This window comes from Pseudomonas sp. MYb2 (assembly GCF_002979955.1).
Classification (GTDB): Bacteria; Pseudomonadota; Gammaproteobacteria; order Pseudomonadales; family Pseudomonadaceae; genus Aquipseudomonas.
Map to the genome: position 1 here is coordinate 69,130 of NZ_PCQC01000020.1, position 21,609 is coordinate 90,738.

At 60.1% G+C, this 21,609-nt stretch carries 17 protein-coding genes; 6 read left to right on the forward strand and 11 right to left on the reverse strand.

The window, feature by feature from the left end; genetic code table 11:
- Positions 1-19: 19 nt before the first annotated feature.
- The 5 genes from CQ009_RS25015 to CQ009_RS25035 all read right to left on the reverse strand — a co-directional run bounded on the left by CQ009_RS25015 (position 20) and on the right by CQ009_RS25035 (position 7,109).
- Positions 20-646, reverse strand: a complete 627-nt coding sequence (locus CQ009_RS25015) for an antibiotic biosynthesis monooxygenase (RefSeq protein ID WP_105709042.1) — start codon at positions 644-646, stop codon at positions 20-22.
- Positions 639-1,055 (reverse strand): DoxX family protein, encoded by a 417-nt coding sequence (locus CQ009_RS25020; RefSeq protein ID WP_064392591.1) that lies wholly within the window; start codon positions 1,053-1,055, stop codon positions 639-641. Before CQ009_RS25020 ends, CQ009_RS25015 begins: the two co-directional genes overlap by 8 nt.
- A 153-nt stretch (positions 1,056-1,208) precedes the next feature.
- Positions 1,209-4,094, reverse strand: a complete 2,886-nt coding sequence (locus tag CQ009_RS25025) for a hypothetical protein (RefSeq protein ID WP_105709043.1) — start codon at positions 4,092-4,094, stop codon at positions 1,209-1,211.
- A gap of 172 nt (positions 4,095-4,266) precedes the next feature.
- A complete protein-coding gene (locus CQ009_RS30110; protein WP_177431018.1) occupies positions 4,267-6,039 on the reverse strand; it encodes a hypothetical protein in 1,773 nt (590 codons plus the stop codon).
- Between the two features lie 146 nt (positions 6,040-6,185).
- On the reverse strand, positions 6,186-7,109 hold the full coding sequence (locus CQ009_RS25035) for a LysR family transcriptional regulator (RefSeq protein ID WP_105709044.1): 924 nt from the start codon (positions 7,107-7,109) through the stop codon (positions 6,186-6,188).
- Positions 7,110-7,319: 210 nt separating this feature from the next.
- Here CQ009_RS25035 and CQ009_RS25040 point away from each other — a divergent pair, with 210 nt between their 5' ends.
- Positions 7,320-7,751, forward strand: coding sequence for a helix-turn-helix domain-containing protein (locus CQ009_RS25040; RefSeq protein ID WP_105709045.1), 432 nt, complete (start codon positions 7,320-7,322; stop codon positions 7,749-7,751).
- Positions 7,752-7,885: 134 nt separating this feature from the next.
- On the forward strand, positions 7,886-10,807 hold the full coding sequence (locus tag CQ009_RS25045) for a winged helix-turn-helix domain-containing protein (RefSeq protein WP_105709046.1): 2,922 nt from the start codon (positions 7,886-7,888) through the stop codon (positions 10,805-10,807).
- On the opposite strand, the gene CQ009_RS25050 is transcribed toward CQ009_RS25045, so the two are convergent.
- Together CQ009_RS25050 and CQ009_RS25055 are read right to left on the reverse strand one after the other, a co-directional pair.
- The gene (locus tag CQ009_RS25050) at positions 10,784-12,232 is read right to left on the reverse strand and encodes a winged helix-turn-helix domain-containing protein (protein ID WP_105709047.1); all 1,449 of its coding nucleotides are present in this window, start codon (positions 12,230-12,232) and stop codon (positions 10,784-10,786) included. The two genes, CQ009_RS25045 and CQ009_RS25050, sit on opposite strands and share 24 nt — an antisense overlap.
- 90 nt (positions 12,233-12,322) lie before the next feature.
- Positions 12,323-13,273, reverse strand: coding sequence for a GlxA family transcriptional regulator (locus tag CQ009_RS25055; RefSeq protein WP_105709048.1), 951 nt, complete (start codon positions 13,271-13,273; stop codon positions 12,323-12,325).
- A gap of 221 nt (positions 13,274-13,494) precedes the next feature.
- Between CQ009_RS25055 and CQ009_RS25060 the strand changes: the two genes are divergently transcribed.
- Positions 13,495-14,217 carry a pirin family protein gene (locus CQ009_RS25060; protein ID WP_064392577.1) on the forward strand — a complete coding sequence of 241 codons (723 nt, stop codon included), beginning with the start codon at positions 13,495-13,497 and terminating at the stop codon, positions 14,215-14,217.
- A 50-nt stretch (positions 14,218-14,267) separates the two neighbouring features.
- Here the strand turns inward: CQ009_RS25060 and CQ009_RS25065 are convergent, their stop codons facing one another.
- Positions 14,268-14,750, reverse strand: coding sequence for a hypothetical protein (locus CQ009_RS25065; protein ID WP_105709062.1), 483 nt, complete (start codon positions 14,748-14,750; stop codon positions 14,268-14,270).
- Between the two features lie 216 nt (positions 14,751-14,966).
- A complete protein-coding gene (locus CQ009_RS25070) occupies positions 14,967-15,842 on the reverse strand; it encodes a LysR family transcriptional regulator (protein ID WP_105709049.1) in 876 nt (291 codons plus the stop codon).
- A gap of 114 nt (positions 15,843-15,956) precedes the next feature.
- Here CQ009_RS25070 and CQ009_RS25075 point away from each other — a divergent pair, with 114 nt between their 5' ends.
- The 3 genes from CQ009_RS25075 (at position 15,957) to CQ009_RS25085 (ending at position 19,356) form a co-directional block, all read left to right on the forward strand.
- Entirely contained in the window at positions 15,957-17,237 is a 1,281-nt protein-coding gene (locus CQ009_RS25075) for a YbfB/YjiJ family MFS transporter (RefSeq protein ID WP_105709050.1), read from the forward strand.
- A gap of 62 nt (positions 17,238-17,299) precedes the next feature.
- Complete coding sequence (locus CQ009_RS25080; RefSeq protein ID WP_105709051.1) at positions 17,300-18,298, forward strand: NAD(P)H-quinone oxidoreductase; 999 nt, start codon at positions 17,300-17,302, stop codon at positions 18,296-18,298.
- A 113-nt stretch (positions 18,299-18,411) separates the two neighbouring features.
- The gene (locus tag CQ009_RS25085) at positions 18,412-19,356 is read left to right on the forward strand and encodes an alpha/beta hydrolase (RefSeq protein WP_064392568.1); all 945 of its coding nucleotides are present in this window, start codon (positions 18,412-18,414) and stop codon (positions 19,354-19,356) included.
- Here CQ009_RS25085 and CQ009_RS25090 read toward each other — a convergent pair.
- Together CQ009_RS25090 and CQ009_RS25095 are read right to left on the reverse strand one after the other, a co-directional pair.
- The gene (locus CQ009_RS25090; RefSeq protein WP_064392566.1) at positions 19,353-21,164 is read right to left on the reverse strand and encodes an ABC transporter ATP-binding protein; all 1,812 of its coding nucleotides are present in this window, start codon (positions 21,162-21,164) and stop codon (positions 19,353-19,355) included. The two genes, CQ009_RS25085 and CQ009_RS25090, sit on opposite strands and share 4 nt — an antisense overlap.
- A 91-nt stretch (positions 21,165-21,255) precedes the next feature.
- Positions 21,256-21,585: a hypothetical protein gene (locus CQ009_RS25095; RefSeq protein ID WP_064392564.1), complete on the reverse strand. Its 330-nt coding sequence runs from the start codon at positions 21,583-21,585 to the stop codon at positions 21,256-21,258.
- Between the last annotated feature and the right edge of the window lie 24 nt (positions 21,586-21,609).

Here is a 21,609-nt window from a genome sequence, read left to right on the forward strand (position 1 = left end):
AGGAGCAAACCCCGCGCGCTCAGCGCGGCGAGGTTTCTTGGGAATCGAGGTGTTCATGGGCCTGGCTGGCTTCGAGCCACGGCGTAAACAAACGGGTGACCGGCGGCATCACCACGTACACCACCGACAGGACGATGGTCAGGGTGATCAGGAACGTGGCGACCACGTAGTTGGAAAGCAGCGGATGCAGCGCCAGCAGCGGTCCCCAGATCAGCGGTACGAGCAAGGTGTGCGGCAGAATCACCAGCAGCGTGACCACGGCCTGCTTCCAGCGCGGTGGCGGTGACGCGGCATCGGCGAGCGGGGTAAACCAGAATTCATTGACCGGCGCGACTTCGGTCTGATCGCCATCAGCCAGCATTGGCGCGGCTTCGGCGACCAGCGCCTGACGCTGCGGCGATTCCAGCCAGCCTTGCATCGCTTCGGTGGAACTGAAGCGCAGCACGCAGGTGTAAAAGTCCAGACGGCCGCGCTTGCCGCGCACCACATCAACGCCCAGATGCCCTTCGCGTTGCCCCGCAACACGGACGATATTGCGCAGCCAGGCCTCGTATGCCGACTCGAAACCGGCCTTGACCCGGTGTTTGATGATCAACGTGACCGTCTCATCGGCCCCCGGTACTTGTGGATTGAGGACTTCAGGCATAACGCAACACTCCGGGCAAACGAACAGAAATCGCCAGCCGTCCCGGCCCGGCGATCAACACAGTGGTAAACAGGATCAACAGCAACCAGCCGAACTGCCCCTCGGCCACACTCCATTGCGGATGCACGACCAGCAGCGCCACCAGCAGCACAAAGAGAATAGGCACGCAGGCCAATCGCGCCAGTAATCCGGCGACGATCAGTAACGGACAGACGACTTCGGCGAAGATCGCCAGGATCAACGTGAGGTGGGCACCGAGGTGGAACGGGTCTTCGATCAGTTGCAGCTGTGCGGTGAAGTCCAGCAGCTTGGGCAAGCCGTGAACCCACAGCAGAAACAGCCCGCCGCTGGCCCGCAGGAACAGCAGACCGAGGTCGCGCGCCCGTTCATTCTGTTGCGAAGTGTTCATGACCTCACGCCCTTGAATTCTTATCGAACGCAATGATGCCGAGGCCGGGAGGGGAAAACTTGAATGTACGTGCTCTCTTTAAAGTGAAAGCCTCAACCGGTACAGGCGCTGCCGAAAGCTGCAGCAACGCCTGTATCGTCAGCGGTCTGATGGCTAAACGAGGTAATAGGAAAGCTGGCGGAACAGTTGATCCTGAACCGCATCACTATTCCCTCCGCCCCCCGGGAGTCCGGCGGTCACCACTCTGCCGTCAGCCGTCAGGAAGGCGAATGCCTGGGCGTTACCGGTAATCGCCCTGACGCTTGTCAATTGACTGGCAACTGAACGGACATCGCCCCCCCAAACCGGATTGCCGAAAGCATCGGCTGTGCCGTCGGCATACAACACCGCATAGGCACCATTGGTACTGGCGATCTGCATGATGTCGTCCCGCCGCGCCACGGTGTCCGGAACCCTGCCGCCTTGGTCCTGATCGCCCCATGTATCGATCCTGTTGCTGTCCAGGCGTAACGCAAAACCATAGCCGCCGCCAATGAGTTCGATGACGTTGGTGTAGGCGGAAATTCGCGACGGCACCAGGCCACCTGCGGCCGGATTACCCCACGCGGCAACTCGCCCGCTGGACAGCCGCACCGCGAACGAAGACCCGGAGCTGGTCACTTCGACAATATTGGTGAGTCGGGCAATGTCGGCGGGCACCTCCCCTCCAGAACGCCCCTCCCCCCAACCCATTACCGTGCCATTGGCTCTGAGCGCCACGCAGGCGTTGTGGTTGCAGGTGACTGCGACGATGTCGCGCAGCGCGGCGATCTCTGCGGGCAAGGCGCCACCAAAACGCGCATCGCCCCAGGCGACAATTTGCCCACTGGCGAGCAACGCCACGAATGCCGAGACCGTCGCAAAAACGCTGACGACAGTGCTGAGCCGCGCGATGGCCGCCGGTACTGCCCCGCCAAAGCGGGCGTCGCCCCATGCCTGCACTTGACCGTTGGCGCGAATGACCGCGAAGCCATAGCCGCCGGGTGTGACGTTGATGACGTCGGTCAAGCGCGAAACTTCGGCGGACACCACACCACCGAAACCGGCGTCTCCCCAGCCGACGACAGAACCATTAGCGCGCAATGCCGCAATAGCCCGTGCACCACCGAACACCTCAGTGATATCGCGCAGTGCAGCAATGGCAGGCGGCAGAATTCCCCCGTAGCCGCGATCGCCCCATGCCACCAGACTGTCGGAATCCCTCAGGGCGACAAGCACCCCATGTTCTTCGCGAGGCGTAGCGGGATCACCCCACCCGTTGCCGAAGATATTGGCACGTTGCAACACCACCTGATATCCAGCGCTGCCAACCCGAAGCAAACGCCGGGGTTGGACATCATCGAAACGCTGACCTCGAAACTGCCGGCTATCGCCTTCGTACTGCCACACTGTTTCCATCGGCTGGAGACTGACCGGATCAAGCGCCGACAGAATCCGCGAACTGCCTTTATTCGACCAGTACCTGACCGTGGTCCCGCGTGAGCCAATGACCAGAGGCACAACGAGACTCGGTGCTTCACTGATGAAAACCGACAACGATGGCGATTCGAATATCCGGCCATTGCGCAGTAACAAGAAATGAAGCTTGACCGGTTTACCCCTGTTCGCTGCGATGAAGGCCAGATCCAGAGGAAAGTTGGCCCGGCTGTTGGCGTTCAGAGGCTTCGCTTCAAACACTGGCGATCCTGCGCCGGGAGCGCCTTCGACAATCAGCCGAACCGTATCGCCCGGCTGAAACCCAAGAACTTCAACCTGCCCGTTCGCCCCTTGAAGGTTGGCAGGATCCGTTGGATCGAGCACGCCGTTGACAGACTTCTGCAATCGCGGCGGTTGCAGCTCCGGCAAGCCTTCGCCCACCACCCGTGCCGTAGCGGTGCTGGAAATGCCGAGCAGCACACCGTTACGCAATACCTGATAAAACCCACTTACCGCATCACCGGAAATCACTTGGTCATTGGCCACTTGCAAGATGACGGGCTTGAGCTGTCCGAAATCGTCGGCTTCGATTTTGCCGTCAACCACTACGTCCGGCTGACCTGCGACCTGGGAGCGATAGGTTGCCCGAATGATGTCGTCTGAGCGCAGACGGATGTCGACGGTGCGTACAATCAACAGCAGCGGGTTTTTACCGAGTTTCTCCCGGTCAATGATTTCCGAGACATCGCCGCTGTCCGCCTGGCTCTCCCGAAAGATCAGGGGCGCGAACCGGGTACCCTCCAGATTTTCGTCGACGATCTGCGAAGCCGACCAGAGCGCATCGGGATCGACGGTGTTGCCAAGTTGATCGGTGACGGTAAAAACGAACTCCAATGTCTGGTCCGGCCGCTTGGCGCTGTCGAGAAAGGCCCGGGTCACGGGGAAACAAACGGTGATGGGAACGGCCGATCCCGGATTGGGCGGCGGTAGCGCCTCAGTCGGCTTGACGGTGTAATTCAGAAGGCTAGCGTTGCACTTCAAGGTAATCACGTCGTAAGCCCGGCAATACGGATAACTGACGCAAACCTGAGCACTGGTAAAGTCAGCTCCAACGCCTTCGAGAATGGCATCGGGCAACACCAAGTGCAGTTCGCTATGGCCTTCGACTGTGGGCTGGGTGTCCTTGAGTCCTGGGCGAATCTTGTTGTACAGCGCGGTCAGATTCGGCGAGGTGGCGATGTTCTGACTACCGCGCACGATATTGAAGAACACCCGATTGACCAGGTCGAAAGACAGCCGTCCATTCGGAATGCGCAGAAAAATGACCGCATTGACGTCAGAGATGATTTGACTGTCCAGCAATGCCGACTCACCCACGCGAAACAGTTGAATGACGTCGCCTGGATTTATCGATCCACTGGCAATCGGGTCAACGCGGACCGTTGCCCCGAGCCCGTCGGCGACCTGATCGGATATTTTCAACGGTATGCCAACGTCTGCGCCCACCACCGAGTGGTCGGCCTCAGGGATGTCGGGTGGAAAAAGTGCCAACACGCTGGTGTCGCTGGATCGGGACGTACTCATGTGCCAGGTTCCTGTGCAGTGAGGTATGGACAGGTCCTAGCAGATCGCGAATCAGGGCATTGCGCACCTGACAGTTCTGACAGTTGTGTGCCAATTCAAGACGAACGGTATCGTCTGGAAAGACAAATCTCCCCGGCTCATCACACAGTAGAACGGACAGGTTTCGAATTGGCTAAGGCACAGCCCGAATGGTGTACTCACGCGTTTGAAAGATCGCTGCCGTATCGAGGTTCGCAACCTGATCCAGATTGACCCTGAAGCGAATGACCAGCTTGCTGCCTTCCTTCAGCAGTCGCAGATAGCTGGCCGAGACCACAGGCCTGATGCTGCCATTGGTAACCCAGGCTCGATGCACCAAGTTCGTCGTCCCTACCCACATCTGCAGGTTGTGCGTCCCGGTGTCTCTCTGTCCTTCCAGATCAAGCCAGATACGTTGATTCACAGAAATGTGCGGCCAGACACCAAACAACAGATTTGCGCCGGATTGAACGTCTTTCAGATCGAGAATATCGCTGCCGTTGGCCTGAGTGATCAGTGGCGCCGTGAGTCGATCGCGGGCAATCGGCAAAACGTTGAGGCGCAGAGGTTGCGAAGTCACCGGGGCAGAAGCGCCTCGGGTATAGGTGAAGGTCACCTCCATTATTTTTCCGATGCTGAATGCCACCAGCGACACCGGCAAATTGATCTTCAAAGGTCTTGTTGTGCCCGCGGCAATCGGCGTGGAGGTATGTGAACCCACAGCGGGGGTACCGTCAGCGGCCTTCACCGTGACAGAAACCATATCGGTGGGTTGCTGGTCGTAATCCAGCACTGCAGTCAGGGAAGCGGTGGCATTCAGCGGGTCGAGATTGACGCTATCGGCAGACTCCTGAATGGACAGCTCACCACGTTGAACCTGCTTGACGGTGATCGTCCATAGGTCGGAGATCTCTCCATCGCCATACAAAGCCTGCGCCTTGAACGGGTGCGGACCGACACTCAGAGGAGACAAGGGAAGCTGCCAAATACCGGAATCGGCGCGAACCATGCCCTTGGAGTCACTCCCGTCAAAAACCTCCACTTGTTCGCCGGCCGTCGCGCTGCCGCTGATTGTTACGCCGGTATCGGTCGTCTCGCCGCCATTGGCAATGTCTTGGCCGGCGGCATCTTTAACCGAGAGGATGGCGGGTTTTCCCGGAGTGGGAGGCGCATTGGTTTTGACAATGTAGTGGCGCGGTGCGAAGCGGATTGCATCAGCCTCGACCAGATTACCATCGAACGAAACACTGAACTCGACCGTCAGCACACTACCATCCTTGAGTCCCTTAAGCGGATCAGCGGGGAAGTTTTGCCTGAAAAAGCCAAAGCGGAAGAAGTCCAGGTCGACCATGTTGTCGGGAGCAAACCAGTAACGTTGTTCAAATACGCTGCCGTTGGCGTTGGTGCCTTTGAGCCAGGCCCAGAAAAAAAGACCTCGCCTGATCAGCAGCCACGCATTGATTCTCAACGCAAACAGGCTCAGGTCGTGCACAAACAGCAGCTGTCCCTCACCGGCGTGTTCTGCCTGCTCAATAAAGGGCCTGGGCAGATCACTCTGTGCCAACGGCAACACGTACAGAATCAGCGGTTGAGACGTGACTGGCGCGGCGTTGCCGCGAATGATGTCGTAGGTCAGCGTGACCGTCCTGCTTTGGTTGATAGACACCAACGAAGACAAAAACTTCTGCTCTACCGGGCGTCTGTCGCCCACTTCCGAAAAGCCCGAGGTGTATGAGCCCTCGGCGGGAGTACCCGGTGCGCCCTGCCATTTGACACTGATTCTGTCGGTGGACTCGAGGACAGCTTCCACGACGATCGTCAGCGAAAACCTGGCATGCGCCGGATTCAAGAGGGCGGGAGCCGAGCTCTCCCGAACGAAAGGTGGTGGCAAGTCGTGAGTGGTGATCGTGGCCAATGGACGGTTCATCATTCACTCCTTGCATGATTGATATGGCCCCAAAGGACACCACCTCATCACACATTGGAATGTGCATTGGCGCTACTGTCAGAAGTTACAGGTCAAGGCATGTTCCCGACGAACGGCCCAGGTTGATCCAGGGACTATGCACAGCCTCATTTCTGCTCGATATCCAGCGCAGCCGACATGAACTGACTGATCCGCGATCTGAGCCATTTCTCCGCCGGATCATTGTCATGCACCCCGCTCCACGCCATCGACAACTGTGCCGCATCGATCGGGAACGGCGGGTCTTCGGCGCGCAAGGCACAACCCTCGACCAAAGCGCAGGCGGCGTAATCCGGCACGGTGGCGATCATCTCGGTGCCGGCAAGCAAGGCACGCAAGCCACTGAATTGCGGCACTCCCAGCACAACGCGGCGCGAGCGGCCGACCTTGGCCAGGTCGACGTCGATATTGCCGCTCAAATCACCGGAGAACGACACCATCGCATGCGGGCGCTGGCAGTATTCGTCGAGGGTCAGCGGCCCCGGACGATCATCACCACGGAGGACTTTGCAGGGAATGTCGCGCAGCTTCTTGCGCTTGGCGTTGGCCGGCAGATCGGTGGTGTAGCTGACGCCAACGGAAATTTCGCCGGACGCCAGCAATGCCGGCATCAACAGGTAATTGGCGCGACGGACGACCACGACAATGCCCGGCGCTTCCTCCTGAAGCTGGCGCAGCAATGGCGGAAACAGGCCGAATTCAGCGTCATCCGACAAGCCGATGCGAAACACCTCACAGCTGGTTGTCGGGTCGAATTCCTTGGCCCGGCTGACCGCACCGGAAATCACGTCCATCGCCGGCTGCAGCTCCTTGAGGATGGTCAGCGCACGTGCTGTCGGCTCCATGCCGCGACCGTTGCGCAGCAGCAACGGATCATCGAACAGATCACGCAAACGCCCGAGCGCCGCACTGACCGCCGGCTGGCCCATGAACAGTTTTTCGGCGACGCGGGTCAGGTTCTTCTCGAACATCAGTGCTTCGAAGATCACCAGCAGGTTCATGTCGACGCGGCGCAGATCGTTACGGTTCATGGGCACGGATTCCTTATAGCCAACCAGACGCAAGTGCTGCGCACTTTACGCGATCCGCGGCCCTGTGAACGTGGGGCCTGAGCGAAATTAACAACGATTAACTCGTCACTGACCACGCCCCGTCCAACAATGAGTGCCTCTGCGCAGCGTTGATTTTTGACCTGTGGGAGCGCGCTGCCCGCGCCTTCCCCACCGACACGGACCTTGGCCATGGCTCATTTGCAGCAAACCGTCGCCCTCGCCCCTGCCTGCGAACCGCGCAAAAGCGCCATTGGTGGACTCAGTCCACAACGCGAACGACAGGTCAAACAACTGATTCTCGAACGCCTGGGCGAAAGCCTTGAGGTGACCGAACTGGCCCGCGCCTGTTCGCTGTCACGCAGCCATTTCTCCCGCGCCTTCAAGTGCAGCACCGGGGTATCGCCGCAAGACTGGATCCGCACCCAGCGCATCGCCCGCGCCAAGCTGCTGATCCAGCACACCGACCTGAGCCTGACGCAGATCAGTCTGGAATGCGGCTTCTGTGATCAGGCGCATTTCTGCCATATGTTCACCCGCAGCGAAGGCATCAACCCGTTTGCCTGGCGCTGTCAGGCCATGCGTGAACCGAAGACCCGCCGTCCACAACCTGCCCTGTTTTGACGTTCGCTTCTGCGCCAGCCGTTGCGCTGACGCCAAAACCTGAGGATTATGCCGGGACACCCCGGATCAGAAGGCCTGCGCGCGCGCCCGGCCCTGATTCGTCTTGTCCGCCGCATCACCGCAGGAGCGAGCTGTTGAGTCTTTCCCCGAATCAGGCCATCGGTTTCGGCCCCTATCGGATTGATCCTGTTCAACGCTTGGTGCTCGAAGGCGACCAACCCTTGCGCTTGGGCCGCCGGGCGATGGACATTCTGTTGACGTTGCTCGCGCATGCCGGAGAGGTACTGAGCAAGCAGCAGTTGATGGCGGCGGTGTGGCCGGACAGTGTGGTCGAAGACATCAACCTGCGTGTGCACATGGCGGCGCTGCGCAAAGCCCTTGGCGATGGGCAGGCCGGCCAGCGCTACATCATTACCGTGGCCCAGCGCGGCTACAGTTTCGTCGCACCGATTCTTTCGCAATCCATTGAGCCACGCTCAGCCGACAAGACCACCCGGCACAACCTGCCGCTGCGCCGCACGCGAATGATCGGGCGCCAGGCGCTGGTCGACAGCCTGATGACGCACCTGCCACGCCAGCGTTGTATCACCCTCGTCGGTCCCGGCGGGATCGGCAAAACCACCGTCGCCCTGCGCGTCGCCGAGCAACTGATAGAGCGGTATCGTGACGGCGTTCGACTGGTGGATCTGGCGCCGCTCAACGATCCTCGACTGATCTGCTCGCACGTGGCCGCCCTGCTCGATCTGACACTGAACGAGAGTGATCCGCTGGCGTGTCTGGTCGATGGTTTGAGTCAACGCCAGATGCTGCTGGTGCTCGACAACTGCGAACATTTGATTGATGCCGTTGCCACACTCAGCGAGAGCGTGATGCGCGGGGCGCCGAAGGTGCACATTCTCGCCACCAGCCGTGAGAGCCTGCGGGCAGAAGGCGAATATGTGCAGCGTCTGGATTCCCTCGATTATCCATTGATGGCGACCGTGCTGGATCACCAGCAAGCGCTCGCGTTCTCAGCCCCGCAACTGTTCGTCGAACGCGCCACGGCGGCGCAGGAAAACTTCGTATTAGGCGATGCCCAGTTGCCCTTGGTGATTGAAATCTGCCATCGGCTGGACGGTATTCCCCTGGCGCTGGAATTGGCTGCGGCGCAGGTCGCCGAATTGGGATTGGCGGGATTGCTGAGCCAGTTGCAGGGGCGTCTGCCGCCCTTGGCACCGGGTAATCAGAGCAGCCTGGAGCGCCATCTGACCCTGCGCGCCACGCTGGACTGGAGCTTCAATTTGCTCAACCGCTGTGAGCAGACTGGCCTGCGTCGCTTGAGCGTGTTTCGTGGCGGTTTCACTCTGGAATCTGCGGCGGCAGTGATCGTTGGCCCGCAGATCGAACCCGGTGCGGTGTTTGCCTCGATCACGCAGTTGGCCGCCAAATCACTGCTCAGTGTCGAGGTCGGTGATGAAGAGGTCTTCTACCGTCTGCTCGACACCACCCGCCGCTATGCCCTGGAAAAACTCGAACAGGCTGCCGAACTGACTGAAACCCGTGAACGCCATGCCGAACGTTGTCTGGCGTTGATGCATCTGGCGCAGGCGGACTGGGAAAACACCCCGACCACATTGTGGATCGAACGCTACGCCCGAGGTCTGGAAGATTTGCGCGCAGCACTGGGCTGGTGTTTGAACGATGAAGGACCGGACGATCTGGGGATTCGCCTGACGGCAGCGTCGGCGCCGCTCTGGCAGGAGCTGTCGCTGCTCAAGGAGTACGGTGGCTACGTGCGCCAGGCGTTGAATCTGCTTGAAGGTATTCAGCCACCCTGCCCGCACCTGAACATTGCGCTGCAACTGGCCCTCGGTAGCGCTTGCTATCACACGTGGGGCGGCACGCCGGAAACCATCGCCGCGTTCGTCAAGGCTGACGCACTGGCGCAGGAGCATGGCGATGTCGCCGCACAGTTGCGTGCGGTGTCCGGGCACATGGCGGTCAACCTCAGTTGCGGGCATTACCGCAAGGCTCTGGTACAGAGCGAACAGTTCGACCGGCTCGGCACTCACGGTGATCCGTTGTTGTCCCTGAGCACACACCGGTTGCGGGTGCTGGCGTTGCATTACGCTGGCGACCAGCCGCAGGCCCGGGAGCACGCCGAACAGGTGATCGAGCGCATGGCCCACAGCGGCCACCTCAATCGGTTCACCCACGGCTTTGGCGTGCAATATGACCAGAGCGTTGCCTCGCTGACGGTACTGGCGCGGGTGCTGTGGCTGCAAGGCTTCCCCGAGCAAGCCTGGAAAACCGCGCGGCAGGCGCTCGACATCGCCGTGCAGATCAACCACGGCACGTCGATCTGTTACACCCTGGCCTTGGCCACGTGCCTGATCGCTCATTACAACGGTGACCAGCAGAACGCCCGCGCACTGTTGCAGTTGCTGCTCGAACAATCGCAGAAGCATTCGGTACTGCTGTTCCATACGTGGGCGCGGCATTACGCGCAGGTGATCGATGCCGAAAACGCTGCGCCGGTGCAGGCACAAGACAGTGGCTTGATCCGGGAAATCATGGTCACGCTGGATGATCGGTTTGTCGACGAGGCGCTGGTCGAGCGAGCGCGCAGCGGCGAAGCGGGTTGGAGCACGGCGGAGATTTTGCGGGCGCGGGCGGATCGGCTGTTGGCTGCGGATCGGCACAGTCTGCCAGCCCCCCATCGCTGGCAAGCCAGCTCCCACAGGTTTGCGGGGTGTTCTGAAGATTTGGATTCAACTGCAAATCATTGTGGGAGCTGGCTTGCCAGCGATGACGTCAGTTCAGCTAGCGATAACCTTGAGACAGCAGAGGAAATCCTCCTCCAAGCCCTGTCCATTGCCCAAACCCAAGGCGCACTGGCCTGGGAGTTGCGCAGTGCCACCTCACTGGCGCAACTGTGGCAGCGGCAACACCGCTATCGCGAAGCGCTGGAACTGCTGGCGCCGATCTATCAACGCTTCACCGAAGGCTACGCCACCCCGGACTTGCACAAAGTGCGCAGCCTGCTGGATGAATTAAACCGCCAACTGAATCTCTGAAGCGCGGCTTTTGTAGCGCGCATGGCGCTGCTCGATGTCGGCCCGCTGTGCCTGTGAAGGCCATTGCTCGCGGGCGTAACTGCGCGTGGTGTTGAGCATCCGGTAGCGCGCTATTCCACTGCCCCGCTCGACACAGAGCAACGACTTGGCGACCAGTTGCGCAACCACGGCCACCAGCACCTGCGCCGGCAGATTCGTACAGGTGACAACGACCAATGCGTCATCCAGCGTGAAGGCTTTCGGGAACACCGACAGCCGTTGCAAGGCCAATTGCTCGGCGTCGTTCAGGCCTTGATATCCCCAGTCCAGCGCAGCCTTGAGCGTTCGATGACGCGGCACGGCGGTGCGCCGACCATGACTGAGTAACTGCAGGCAATTGCCCAGTTGCGCCTGCAGCCCGACCAGTGCCAGCGCATCGATCTGCGTCACCGCCAGTTCAATTGCCAAAGGCAATCCATCGAGTCGACGGCAGATATCGCAGACCGCTTTGAGATCCTGTTCACGCAGCATGAATCCCTGCTGACGGGTGCGCGCACGGCTGACAAACAACTGCACCGCCGAGTAACTCATCGCCTCCTCGACACTGATCAACTCGGACGATTTGGGCACCGTGAGCGGCCGCAACGGCTGCAGCGTTTCCAGATTGACCCGCAACGCCTCGCGGCTGGTTGCCAGTACCGACAGGCGCGGTGCGGCGTCGAGCAAGTGTTGCACCAGCGCCTGACAGCGTTCACGCAGGTGCTCGCAGTTATCCAGCACCAACAAGGCATGGCGCTGCGTGAGTGTGGCGAAGTCGGTTTCAAGCGTGTCGAGCACGGCTTCGAGCAGTGGCGTGCTGTTGTCGAACGACGCCAGGTCGACCCGCCATACGCCATCGCAAAAATGCTCGAGCAACAGTTCTGCGACGCGCAGCGCCACGGTGGTTTTGCCCACGCCCGCCGCGCCCGTGATTGTCATCATCCGGCACAGTGGCAGTTGCCGCACCAGGCTGCCGACCAGCGCATCACGACCAGTGACCGGTGTCAGTCTGGCGGGCAGGTTGTGTTGCGGCGCTTGCAAGTGCTCGAAAACCAATTGCGCCGTGCTGTCGTAATGCACCGGCGCAATGAAGCTGTAACCGCATTGCGGGACATTGACGATGTAGCGCTGACCGTTCTCGCCGTCGCGCAATGCGCGGCGCAGCGCAGCGATGTGCACACGCAAGTTGATCTCTTCGACCACCGACGTCGGCCAGACCAGAGCGATCAACTGCTCTTTGCTGACCACTCGCCCGGCGCGTTCGACCAGTACTTGCAGAATGTCCAGCGCGCGACCGCCCATGCGCAATTGCCGATCCCCGTCGAGGATCAGCCGCTGGCGCAAATGAAACGCGTAAGGGCCGAAACGCAGCACCGACGCCGGGTTCAAATCGTAATGGCTGTTCATGCCAAGTATCTTGGCAGCCTCAGGTGACGGTACAACCACCACGCAGGGCGCAGCACGGACATCCGGGTGCGCCAGACGGACAGAACCGCTCTAGCTGAACTGTTCGCGGTACTGTGCGGGGGTCAGACCGAGCTTTTCGGCGAACAGCGAGCGCATATGCCGCACGCTGCCAAAGCCACTTTTATAGGCCACGGTTTTCAGCGGCAGATCACTGGTTTCGAGCAAGTTTCGCGCACAATCGATGCGCGCACTTTGCAGGAACTCCATCGGGGTCATGTTGACGTCACGGGCGAACACTCGTGCGAAGTGACGCGCGCTCATGTTCGCCAGACTCGCCATGCGCTCGACGGTGAACGCTTCGTCGAGGTGTTCCAGAACATGGTTCTGCACCCGCGTGACGGGCGTTTCCTGCGGGGCCACGGCAGCCATCAACGGGCTGAACTGCGCCTGACCGCCCTGACGTTTCATCACCACCAGCAGCACTTTGGCCACGTCCTGGGCGAGTTTCTTGCCGTGGTCCCGGGCAATCACGGCCAGTGCCAGGTCAATCCCGGCGGTGACCCCGCCGGACGTGATCAGATTACGATCCTCGACAAAAATCTGATCGGTCGCGACGCTGGCCTTGGGGAAACCTTTGATCAAACGCTCGGTGTAGTTCCAGTGGGTGGTGACGCGATAGCCGTCAAGCAATCCGGCATGCCCCAGCACAAACGCACCGGTGCAGATCGAGCCATAGCAGGCAGCACGCTGCACCGCGCCTGGCAGCCAGGCGCACAATCCTGGAAATCTTTCGTTGTAGGCGCCGGGGCCGCCCGGCACCAGCAGCAAGTCATAGTGATCACTGGCGTCATCAATGTGCCGATCGGCCTGCACCCGTACGCCATTGGAGGCGCGCAATGGCCCGTGCTCGGTGCCAAGGGTAAACAGTTGATAGTGCGACTCGGCTTGCAAGTAACGGTTGGCCACCGAAAACACTTCCATCGGCCCGGCCATGTCGAGCAGAAGAAAGTCTGGAAACAGCACCATTGCCACGGTTTTCATGGGAACCATCACTGTGATCAAAAAAAGATAAACGTGTCAGACAGGCCGAACATTATGGCCAAGTGCGACGATACCGGGGCAAGAAATTCCGTGAACGGCGCCGCAAAACTGTCAACCTGATCAGGACAGTCTTTCAATTTCCATCTACTTATTGTGCAGAGAGGTAAACAGTAACCTTCTCCTCACTCGGACGAATTCACGTCCCGCAAGGAGATTTCATCATGCTGACTCTTCGCAAAGCCTCCGATCGCGGCCTCGCCAATCATGGCTGGTTGAAGTCGTTCCACACCTTTTCTTTCGCCAGCTACCGCGACCCGCGTGAGCAGGGTTTCTCCGACCTGCTGGTGATCAACGATGATCGCGTGGCGGCCGGCAAAGGTTTTGGCCAGCACCCGCATCGCGACATGGAGATCTTTTCCTACGTGCTCGAAGGGGCGCTGGAACACAAGGATACTTTGGGCACCGGTTCCGTCATCCGCCCTGGCGACGTGCAACTGATGAGCGCCGGCAGCGGCGTGGCGCACAGCGAGTTCAACCACTCGGCGAGCAAGCCTGTGCATTTCCTGCAAATCTGGATCGTGCCGGAAGTCAGCGGCGCCAGACCGCGTTACCAGCAGGAGCATTTCAGCGCGCAGAAAAAACGCGGTCGTCTGCAACTGATCATCTCGCCGGAAGGCAGTCACGGATCGCTGAAAGTTCGTCAGGATGCACGGGTTTACGCAGGGCTGTTCGACGGCCAGGAAAGCGCCACCCTGGAACTGCCGGCCAACCGCTACGCCTACGTGCATGTGGCACGCGGTAGTGTCGAACTGAACGGCGTGCAATTGCGCGAAGGTGACGGCGTGCGGGTTCGTGAAGAACAGGCACTGACCTTGAGCAATGGCGTGGATGCCGAAGTGCTGGTGTTTGACTTGCGGCCCCAGGAGTTGCCGCAGATGCCATGAGGCAGTTTATTAACGCCCACAAAAAACGGCCTTCACTGAAGGCCGTTTTTTTATTGCGCCGATTCAGGCAATGAAAACTCGAAGGGATTGGGTACGCTGAACTCCTTGCCCGCCTGAATCGCTGCCAGTGTCGTTTGCATCGCGACATACATGTTGGCCTGGTTGGCATAGTAGGCACCGACAACGATCGCCACGATGCCAACCAACTGCACGGCAGTGGCCGCCCAGACATTAGCCTTTACCGTAGCGCCTTGCCTGACAGATTCCTCTGTCCTCCTGGCAATTTCTCGCATTTCCATCGAAAGCAAATCGTAGCGTTTATCTCGTTCGAGTTGACACTTGTCCCGCTCAGCCTGAGCGACGAGAAACGCATCGATTCTTGCCGACACTTCACGCACCCGGGTATCGATTTTTGTCGACAGTTCATTCACCCCAGTATCGATTTTTGTCGACACCTCGCTGATGCGGGCATCCATCCGTGCCTCGATGGTCTCGATCCTGGCATTGAACTCTTCGCGTCTGATGTCATTCATGGCTTGGCTATTCCGACTTTCGCTCGACGTGTCACACACTGGATTTTGAAGCACTTCCCTGACGTTCAATTCGACACCTTTCGGGTTACCGAGACCTTCCGTGGCCATTGACGTCAACGATAGAGCTCTCCCCGCAGACTCACAAGCCAGCGGATTCTGACCCGGACGTAGGCCGTTTCATCAGGCCTTGTAGCTCTGCCAAAACCGCCCTGGAACCTATTCGTTCTCCAGTGCAAACGCCTCGACTATCTGCTCGATCACCGCCCGCACCCGCGCGGTATGACGCAGATCCGCATGGGTCACCAGCCACACCTCATAGGGCTCTGGCCGGGTACGCTCTGGCCAGACTCTGACCAGACCGTCGCGCTCGCCCATGTAGACCGGGATTTCTCCAACGCCCAGGCCTGCTGCAATCGAGCGGCGTACCAGCAGACTTGAACTGAGACTGGCGACGATCCGCCCGCGATTCATCGGTTCAGAGACCAGGGTCAGGTCCTTTTTATTCGCCAGATATGGTTGATAGACCACCAGATCATGGCCTTCAAATGCCGTGCCCGGCTCCGGTGCGCCCTTGCTATCGACATATGCCTGAGTTGCGAAAAGTCCTACGGGCCAACGGGCAATTCGCCGGGCGATCAAATCCGGGTTGTCCGGTCGCGTATTGCGCACCGCGATATCCGCCTCGCGCTTGGCCAGACTGAGAATTTGCGTAGAGGCGTCGAGTTGCACCTGTACCTGGGGATGCAGTTCATGCAGGCGGGCCATGGCCGGTATCAGGAAATCGATGGCCAGCGAATCGGTGGTACTGACCCGCACACTGCCTGTCAGTCGATCATCGAGCCCCTGGATCTGCCGCTCCAGTTCCAGTGCTGAATGCTCCATTTTCTCGACATTCTTCAGCGCCGCCTCGCCTACCGCCGTCAAGGCGTAGCCGTCGGAGGTACGCAGGAACAACGTCGCGCCAAGGGACTTTTCCAGTGCGCTGAGGCGCCGCCCGACCGTCGCCTGATCCACATTCAGGACACGCGCGGCCCCGCGCAATGTCGACGCGCGGCAAACCGCGAGAAACACCCGAGCATCATCCCAATTCACCCTGCCTCCCCTTGATGCAATTTCGCATCACAACAATGGAAATTCGCTGCATAAACGCAGCAACGATAGCCGATATGCTGGGTGCCATAAACCTTCTTCGGAAACGTCAATATCATGCGCACTCAAACTTCCGGCGCTCTCTGGCTGCCGATCTTCGCTGGGCTCTGCGCCAGCCTGGTCAGCATTGGACTGGCACGCTTTGCCTACACACCGCTGATTCCCGCGCTGATTCAGGCGCAATGGTTTTCTGCCAACGATGTGGTGTATCTCGGCGCAGCCAATCTGATTGGCTACTTGATCGGCGCCCTGCTCGGCCGCCCGATGGCGCGTCATCTCGGCAATAAAAACGCCCTGCGCCTGATGATGCTGGTGGTCACGGCGGCATTCTTCGCCTGTGCGTTCCCATTGTCAGTGAGCTGGTTTTTCGGCTGGCGCTTGCTGTCGGGCATCGCCGGGGGCGCAATCATGGTGCTGGTCGCGGCGACGGTGCTGCCACATGTTCCACCGGCTCGCAAGGGCTTGGCCAGTGGCGCGATATTCCTCGGCATCGGCCTCGGCATTGCCGGCTCCGGGACGATTGTGCCGCCACTGCTGAACCTCGGTTTGCAAGCCACATGGCTGGGGCTCGGTGCCATCGCGCTGTTGCTGACAGCGGTGAGCTGGTTTGGCTGGCCCGCTGATCTGCCGGCGCCGATTGTTGCGCAAAACACCGTGATTGCACCGACACCTGCCGGCGTTTATGTATTGTTCGCGCAGTACGCCTTTATGGCCGCGGGACTGGTGCCAGCCATGGTCTTTCTGGTGGATTACGTGGCCCGCGGCCTCGGTGCCGGCGCGCACGTCGGCGCGCTGGTGTGGGTGATGTACGGTTTGGGCGCGATTGTCGGCCCGGTGAGTTATGGTTTTCTGGCCGACAAGCTCGGCGCGCGGTTGAGCATTCGCCTGGTGCTGGTGATTCAGGCGATTACCCTCGGGCTGTTGGCGGTTTCCCAATCATTCCTGGCGTTGGCGTTGCTCGCGGTGATTCTCGGCTCGTTCCCGCCGGGCATCGTGCCGCTGGCGTTGGCGCGGGTGCACGAACTGGTGCCGGAGCACGCTCGCCAGCAAATCGCCTGGAGCCGCGCCACGGTGTCGTTTGCCACTTTCCAGGCGCTGGCCGGGTTTGCCTATTCGGCGCTGTTCAACGTCAATGGCGGCCACCACGCGATGCTGTTCATGATTGCCTGCGGTGCGATTGGCGTGGCGTTGCTGTTGGAACAGGCCATGAACGTTTGGGCCCGCATAACCCAACGTGTGAGCGAGCCTGTTCGCGAAAGCGCTTTATCTGACAACCCTGCACTGACTGTCCCGGCGCCTTCGCGAGCAAGCTCGCTCCCACAGGGTTATCGGGATTGACCTGAATTTATCGAGGGATGCACGACTCCCATCTACACGCACTTTTATCAGGAGGAAGCACTATGTCCTTACCCCACGAAATGACCCGCATCGAAATCACCGAACCCGGTGGCCCCGACGTCTTGCAAGCCAAACGCGTGCCGCTCCCGGACGTCGCCGAAGGTGAAGTGTTGATCCGCGTGCACGCCGCCGGGATCAATCGCCCGGATGCACTGCAACGCGCCGGTAAATACCCGATGAAACCGGGCATGAACCCGATCCCCGGCCTGGAAGTTGCCGGGGTGGTTGTGGCCCTTGGCGCCGGCGTCAGCCCGTTCGCCGTCGGTGACCGCGTCTGCGCGCTGACCAATGGTGGCGGCTACGCCGAGTACGCCGCTGTGCCGGCCGGGCAAACGCTGCCGATTCCCGAGGGGCTCGACTGGGTGCAAGCCGCCGCGATCCCGGAGACGTTTTTCACCGTGTGGGCCAATCTGTTCGGTCTCGGTGGCGCCAGCAAAGGTCAGCGCGCGTTGATCCATGGTGGCACCAGCGGCATCGGCACCACCGCCCTGATGCTCTGCCGCGAATTCGGTATCGAAGCCTTCGCCACCGCTGGCAGCCCTGAGAAATGCGCGGCGATCAGCACGCTCGGTGGCCAGCCGATCAACTATCGCGAAGTAGAGTTCGCCAAAGTGATCGCCGAGAAAACCGCTGGTCAGGGCGTGAATGTGATTCTCGACATCATGGGCGGTTCCTACCTCAACGATAACGTCAGTGCCCTGGCGATGGACGGCCGGCTGGTGATGCTCGGTTTCCTCGGCGGCGCGAAGGCCAACGACTTTGATCTGTTGGCGATGATGGCCAAACGTGCGGTGATTACCGGCTCGCTGCTGCGCGCGCGCAATGCTGCAGAAAAAGCGGCGATTGCCAGTGAACTGCGCAAGCACGTGTGGCCAGCGCTGGCCGCCGGACGCTGCCTGCCACTCATCGACAAGGTCTATCCGCTCGCCGACGCCGCCCAGGCCCACGCGCACATGGAGGCCGGTGACCATATCGGCAAGATCGTGCTGCAGGTCTGCTGAGTTGTTGCAGCATTTTGTAATCGTTGCGCAGGTACGGTGGTCGAAAATGTCACGCCGCAGGCCAAGGCATCTGGTAAAAAGCGTTCTTTGTCCGACCTTTGGTGAAACGTTTAATGTTCCTCGCCTTCATGACCCGTCTGCGTCGCCGTCGCTTGGCGTTCGCCTGCATGGCTGCGCTGATTATCGGCGTGCCGACGAGTTGTGCCGTGCTCGAACACACCGAGCGCACGCTGCTGTTTCGCATTGAACCGGGCACGGCCGGCTGGTATCGCGGCCTGCCCGGCAGCGTGCAGGAACTCGATCTGCAACCGAAGAGTTTCAAGGCCGGACAAAACATCCATGCCTGGTGGTGGCCGGCGGAAAAACCCAATGCCCCGGCCATCCTGTATCTGCATGGCGTACGCTGGAATCTCACCGGACAGCTGTTCCGCATCGAACAACTGCGCGCGGCGGGCTATTCGGTGCTGGCCATCGACTACCGTGGCTTCGGCCAGAGCAAGGGTGATCTGCCATCCGAAAGCAGCGTTTACGAAGATGCGCGGGTGGCGTGGGAACGCTTCAAGCTGCTGCAACCTGATCCCAGCAAACGGCTGATCTATGGCCACTCACTCGGCGGCGCTGTCGCGATCGATCTGGCTGCAGAACTCGGCAAGGATGCTGCGCGTAAAAACGTCCCACTGCCGGTGCGGGGGCTGGTGATCGAGTCGACCTTCACATCCCTGGCCGATGTTGCGGCCGCAGTGGCCAATACGTCCTTGCCGGTGCGCTGGTTGCTGTCGCAAAAATTCGATTCGATCGACAAAATCGCCGACATCCATATGCCTTTACTGGTGGTGCATGGTCTGGCTGATGCGTTCGTGCCGCCGCGCTTCAGCGAACAGTTGTTCAACGCCGCCCGGCAACCCAAACGCCTGTTGCTGGTGCCGGGCGCCACGCACAACAACAGCATGGCCCTCGGCGGGCAGAATTACCGCAAGGCGCTCGACAGCTTGATGCAGAGCAAAACCGCCCCTCGGGTGGCCGGGCCTGCGAGCGTGCGCAGCTCGCGGGACACCTAGCGGTACCCGCGCGCCTGCAAATCGAACAGTTGCGCGTAATGCCCGGCAGTGGCAATCAGCTCATCGTGGCCACCCTGCTCGAGAATCCGCCCTTGTTGCAGCACGATGATGTGATCGGCATTGCGCACACTGGAAAAACGGTGGGAGATCAGCAAGGTCATGCGCCCTTCGCTGTGCTGGCTGAAATGCTCGAACACCGCCGCTTCCGCCGCCGGGTCGAGAGCCGAAGTCGGTTCATCGAGGATCAGAAGGTCTGCATCACGGCGCATGTACGCGCGGGACAAGGCAATCTTCTGCCACTGCCCTCCGGACAGTTCCTGACCACCGGCAAACCAGCGTCCCAATTGCGTGGCGTAACCCTTGTCGAGCCCTTCGATAAAAGGTGCCGCCATGCCTTGGGTAGCAGCCTCCTGCCACCGCTGCTGGTCGCTGAACGCCAGGGTATCGCCGACGCCGATGTTTTCGCCGACAGTGAACTGGTAGCGGATGTAATCCTGAAAAATCACGCCAATGCGCCGACGTAACGCGGTTTCCTGCCATTCCTGCAAATCGCTGCCGTCGAGCAGAATGCGCCCTTGATCGGGGTGGTAAAGCCGGGTCAGCAGCTTGATCAGCGTAGTCTTGCCAGAACCGTTTTCCCCGACCAACGCCATGCTCTGGCCTGGCAACAGTTGCAGGTCAATGTTTTCCAATGCCGGCCGACTGGCTCCGGGATAACGGAAACCGACGTTTTCGAAACGCAAGCCATCCCCTGGGCGGACGCCGACCGTCAGGTGACCGGTATCGACCTGCACCGGTTCGGCCAGGTATTCATACAGACTGGTCAGGTAGAGGCCGTCCTCGTAGAGACCGCTGATCGCACTCAGACTGCTGCTCACCGCGCTTTGGCCTTGCTTGAACAGCACCAGATACATGGTCATCTGGCCGAGACTGATCTGGCCATGCACGGCATCGGTCACCACCCAGGCGTAGGCCAGGTAAAACGCTGCGGTTCCGAGCAGGCCAAGGCCGAAACCCCAACCATCACGCCGCAACGTCAGGCGTCGATCTTCGGCATACAGCCTGGCGAACGTGTCGCGGTAGCGTTGCAGCAACAACGGGGCAAAGCCGAACAGCTTGACCTCTTTGATATAGGTCTCGTGAGATAACAAGGTTTCGATGTAGCTCTGCTGCCGGCTCTCCGGCGCTCGGCGGGTGAACAGGCGAAAGGCGTCACCGGAAAAATGCGCCTCGGCAAAAAATACCGGCAATGCACCGACCACCAGCAACACCAGCGCCCACGGCGAAAAATGCACCAACAGCACACCGAAGCTGATCAGCATGATCAGGTTCTGAGTCAAGCCCAGCGACTTCATGACCAGCGCCAGTGGCCGGGTCGAAGCCTCGCGACGCACACGCACCAGTTTGTCGTAAAACTCGGAGTTTTCGAACTGCACCAGTGACAGGGTCTGCGCTTTCTGCAAAATCAGCGTATTGACCTTCTGTCCCAGTTGCACCCGCAACAGCGACTGCTGCACCGAGAGCGCCCGCTGGGTGCCGGATAACAACGCCAACACCCCGGCTTCCAACAACACATAACGCAACACGGGCCACAGCGGCGCACTGCCCTGTTGCGCGTGCAACTGCATCGCCGCAACCACGGCATCGACGATCCGCTGCCCCAACCATGCGGCCAGTGCCGGCAGCAGCCCGGCAACCAGCGTTGCCAGTACCAGCCCGAGAAACAAGCCTCGCGATGTCCCCCAGACCAGCCGCATGGCCCGCTGCGCCTGATCGAACAAGGACGTGATACGCGTTAGATCAGGCATGCGGTAATGGACTCTGCAGGTGATAAAGATGGCTCATGGTACTCCAGCGCCAACACTGAATTTCACACGACAAGGGTTCCTCGCTGGTGTTTCAACGCTGCGCCAGTTCGTGCCTGACGCACTGCTCGTAGTAAGTCTGCTTGACCGCCGCAGGCTTGAGCTTTGAAGTGCTGTTGTAGGTCTGCTCGGTGATGCCCATCGCCGTCATGCGCATCCATGGCTGCTGAAACCTGCGCACCTGCAACTGCTTGCGCGCGCCATACAGGGAGATGCCCGACAGCTTGGATTGCTGTGCGCCGGCGGCGATATCGGAACCCCAGATGCAGGCAAACCGGTGACTCTTGCTTAACTCTTTTGCCTGGACGCCCGAGGCAAGAACAGCCAGGGAAAGCGTTGCAACGGTTATGACAATCGTCCGCATATAGCCAACCTAACCTTTTGAAAA